The organism is Crenothrix polyspora (genome assembly GCF_900163755.1).
Lineage (GTDB): Bacteria > Pseudomonadota > Gammaproteobacteria > Methylococcales > Methylomonadaceae > Crenothrix > Crenothrix polyspora.
On the sequence record NZ_FUKI01000078.1, the window covers coordinates 1 to 3,601 of the forward strand.

Annotated in this window: 3 protein-coding genes; 2 read left to right on the forward strand and 1 reads right to left on the reverse strand. The window is 43.9% G+C overall.

All coding sequences use genetic code 11. The features are described from left to right. The first annotated feature begins 189 nt into the window (after positions 1–189). Both CRENPOLYSF2_RS04340 and lysS read left to right on the forward strand, forming a co-directional pair. On the forward strand, positions 190–1,554 hold the full coding sequence (locus tag CRENPOLYSF2_RS04340) for a cryptochrome/photolyase family protein (protein ID WP_087142732.1): 1,365 nt from the start codon (positions 190–192) through the stop codon (positions 1,552–1,554). 42 nt (positions 1,555–1,596) lie between these two features. Continuing rightward, positions 1,597–3,093, forward strand: a complete 1,497-nt coding sequence (gene lysS, locus CRENPOLYSF2_RS04345; protein ID WP_087142733.1) for a lysine--tRNA ligase — start codon at positions 1,597–1,599, stop codon at positions 3,091–3,093. 324 nt (positions 3,094–3,417) lie between these two features. On the opposite strand, the gene CRENPOLYSF2_RS18995 is transcribed toward lysS, so the two are convergent. Then, positions 3,418–3,601 (reverse strand): ISAzo13-like element transposase-related protein (locus CRENPOLYSF2_RS18995; RefSeq protein WP_217884066.1); only part of this gene is annotated, 184 nt, incomplete at its 5' end.

Consider the following 3,601-nt stretch of genomic DNA (forward strand, 5'->3'; position numbering starts at 1 on the left):
GCTTGGAAATCGGTATGTTAAATTATATGCAAATTCTGGGTAGGGGGGTGCGGAATGTCGGCTAAAACAACATCCAAGACAACTTCAACAAAATATGGAATGATTAGATATTTTTTGAATGTTAAGCTTTCAAAGTTGATTTCCCCAATTCCCTGGTAATTTTCACCTATTGCTTAACAAACTTAATAAATGCCCCAATACCAAACTGCCGCTTTCATCTTCCGCCGCGACTTACGTCTAGCAGACAATACCGCTCTAAACGTCGCCTTACGTAGTGCAAAACACGTTATTGCCTGTTTTATTTTTGATGACCGACAAATAACCCCACACCCGTACCAAAGCAAACCCGCGTTGCACTTTATGCTGCAATCGTTAGCCGATTTAGTACAGCAATTTGAAGTGTACAATACGAGATTAACGCTACTTTATGGCTTACCAACGCAAGTAATTACTCAGTTACATGAGAACCACAAAATACAAGCCATTTTTATCAGCCGAGATTACACACCGTTTAGCCAAAAACGCGATACAGAAATCGCCACTGTATGTCAGCCGCTTAATATTGCGCTGCATATTATCGCCGATGCACTATTGACTGAGCCGGAACAGGCCATGAAAGCCAACGCTGATCCCTATAAGGTTTTTACCGCTTTTTACAATAATGCCCGAAAATTCCCCGTATTATTGCCGCAAGCGTTGGAAAACGGACAGCTGTTAACCATTCCTTCAACCACAACGCTTGAGAACCTTGCGGACTCAGATAGCTTTCACAGCACGAGCATACAAGGTGGTCGCACAGCCGCCTTACAGCAACTAGATGCCTTATCCGATTGTGCTAATTACGCACAAACACGCGATTTCCCCGCATTACAAAGTACCAGCCAATTGTCCGCGCATTTAAAGTTTGGAACGGTGTCGATACGAGAAGTATTTTATGCGATTACTCAACAGTTAGGCAGCGAGCACCCATTGCTGCGGCAATTGTACTGGCGCGACTTTTTAACCCATATTGCTTACCATTTCCCAAAAGTTTTTGGCCATGCCTTTATTACTAAATATGATAACTTGGTATGGGATAATAACCGCGAGTATTTTCAGGCTTGGGCGGATGGCAAAACCGGCTTTCCGATTGTTGATGCCGGTATGCGTGAGCTTAATACTACCGGCAATATGCACAATCGGGTACGAATGATCGTGGCCTCGTTTTTGGTGAAAGATTTACATATTAGTTGGCGCTGGGGGGAGCGTTATTTTGCCCAGCATTTAGTCGATTACGATCCGTGTGTTAATAATGGTAATTGGCAATGGGCAGCATCCACAGGTTGTGATGCTCAGCCGTATTTTCGGATTTTTAACCCGTGGCTACAGCAACAAAAATTTGATCCCAACTGTAGCTATATTTATCAATGGGTACCAGAATTGCGAGCCGTACCAGTCAAAACCATTCATGCCTGGGAAAAAAAATATTATGGCAGCTTTTACCCCATGCCTATTATCAATCACGCGCAAGAAACGTTATTGACCAAAACACAATTTAAAGCCGCTGATAGCTGATAAGGCTATAATCAACCATTTACTTTTTTGTACTACATCAACATGTCCGAAATACAACAAGACGATCAAGAACAAATCAAACAACGCCGCAACAAACTCACCGAGTTACGCGAGCAATCCATAGCTTTTCCAACCGATTTTCGCCGTGATGTGATCGCTGGTGAATTACTGGCTAAATACGCGGATAAAACCAAAGAAGAGCTAGAAACCGAGCCACTGCGTGTTAAAGTCGCAGGGCGCATTATGACGCGCCGCGTGATGGGCAAGGCCAGTTTTTGCCATATTCAAGACATGTCCGGCCAAATCCAGCTGTATGTGACACGCGATGCCTTGCCGGAAAATTTTTATAATGAACAGTTTAAAAAATGGGATATAGGTGACATTATCGGTGCGGAAGGTGTGCTGTTTATCACCCAAACTGGTGAATTAAGCATAAAAATCGATAACATCCGCTTATTGACCAAAGCCTTGCGTCCACTACCGGAAAAATTCCACGGTATCGCCGATCAAGAGATCAAATATCGCCAGCGTTATCTGGATTTAATCATGAGCCAGGAATCGCGTAACACGTTTTTGATACGCTCCAAAGTCGTGGCCTATATTCGTCAGTTTCTGATTGACCGCCAGTTTTTGGAAGTGGAAACACCTATGATGCAGGTGATTCCTGGCGGCGCAACCGCACGTCCGTTTACCACACACCATAATGCACTGGACATGAACATGTTTTTGCGGATTGCACCGGAATTGTATTTGAAGCGTCTGGTGGTCGGCGGTTTTGAACGGGTGTTTGAAATCAATCGCAACTTCCGCAACGAAGGTCTGTCGACCCGCCATAACCCAGAGTTCACCATGCTGGAGTTTTATCAGGCTTATGCGGAATACCATGACTTAATGAATCTAACCGAAGCCATGTTGCGCGGTATTGCCGAAGAAGTGGTGGGTCATAGCGTCATCACCTATCAAGGTGAACAATACGATTTTGGCCAGCCTTTCCAGCGCATGACGGTGGTGGATTCTATCTTGCATTTTAATCCTGATTTGACCGCCGCTGATCTTGCTACGCGAGAAGCCGCAGTTATGGTTGCCGAAAAATTGCGCCTGCCGGTTAAAGATAGCTACGGTCTGGGTAAAATTCAGATTGAAATTTTTGAAAAAACCGTGGAAAGCAAGTTGATGCAACCGACTTTTATTACTGCTTATCCGGTAGAAGTATCGCCATTGGCCAGACGCAATGATAATGATCCGCATGTAACCGACCGCTTTGAATTTTTTGTGGGGGGACGCGAAATCGCCAACGGCTTTACCGAATTAAACGATGCCGAGGATCAAGCAGCACGCTTCCAAAAACAGGTTGAAGAAAAAGAAGCCGGTGATGACGAGGCGATGCACTTTGATGCCGATTACATTATTGCGCTGGAACACGGTATGCCACCAACCGCAGGGGAAGGCATAGGCATTGACCGTTTGGTAATGCTATTTACCGATTCGCCGTCGATTCGAGATGTATTGTTGTTTCCGCACATGCGACCTAAAGCTTAAGCTTCGGTTATTTAATGCCGTTCATGGTGCGACTGCTTGGTCGCACCATGAACGCTTTACGCTCTGTCCTAATGTGACTATAATATTAAAAACACATATTAAATAATAAGTTATATTAACTTTAAAGTAAATATTCTCCCCATCCCTAGATAAAATGAACGATGTAATTGTCTAAGCGGCATCAATGACGAACTAATAGTAGCCTTTTATGTTACTTACAGGTGAATACATATCAGCCAGTGAAGCCAACCCAATGCCACCTTTTGCACAGCGGCAGATAACGCTGAGCTTCCAGGACTATATCCAGCTCGAAGCAGACAAAAACTATTGGCATGCCCAGTTCCAACACGCGCAAGTCAAAATAAATTTACCGTGATTGTTCCACCACTGGCGAATTGAATGACATGCAAATTCACTGGTATCACGACTGGTGCCAATTGTTACGTAGGCCAATACTGCTACCGTCAATAAAAAATAATATCTAAAACAATTAGATAAAAGATATGAA

Bases quoted from the DNA above. Each gene is read 5' to 3' on its own strand.
- CRENPOLYSF2_RS04340 (WP_087142732.1), top strand. From the start codon at position 190: ATGCCCCAATACCAAACTGCCGCTTTCATCTTCCGCCGCGACTTACGT.
- lysS (WP_087142733.1), top strand. From the start codon at position 1,597: ATGTCCGAAATACAACAAGACGATCAAGAACAAATCAAACAACGCCGC.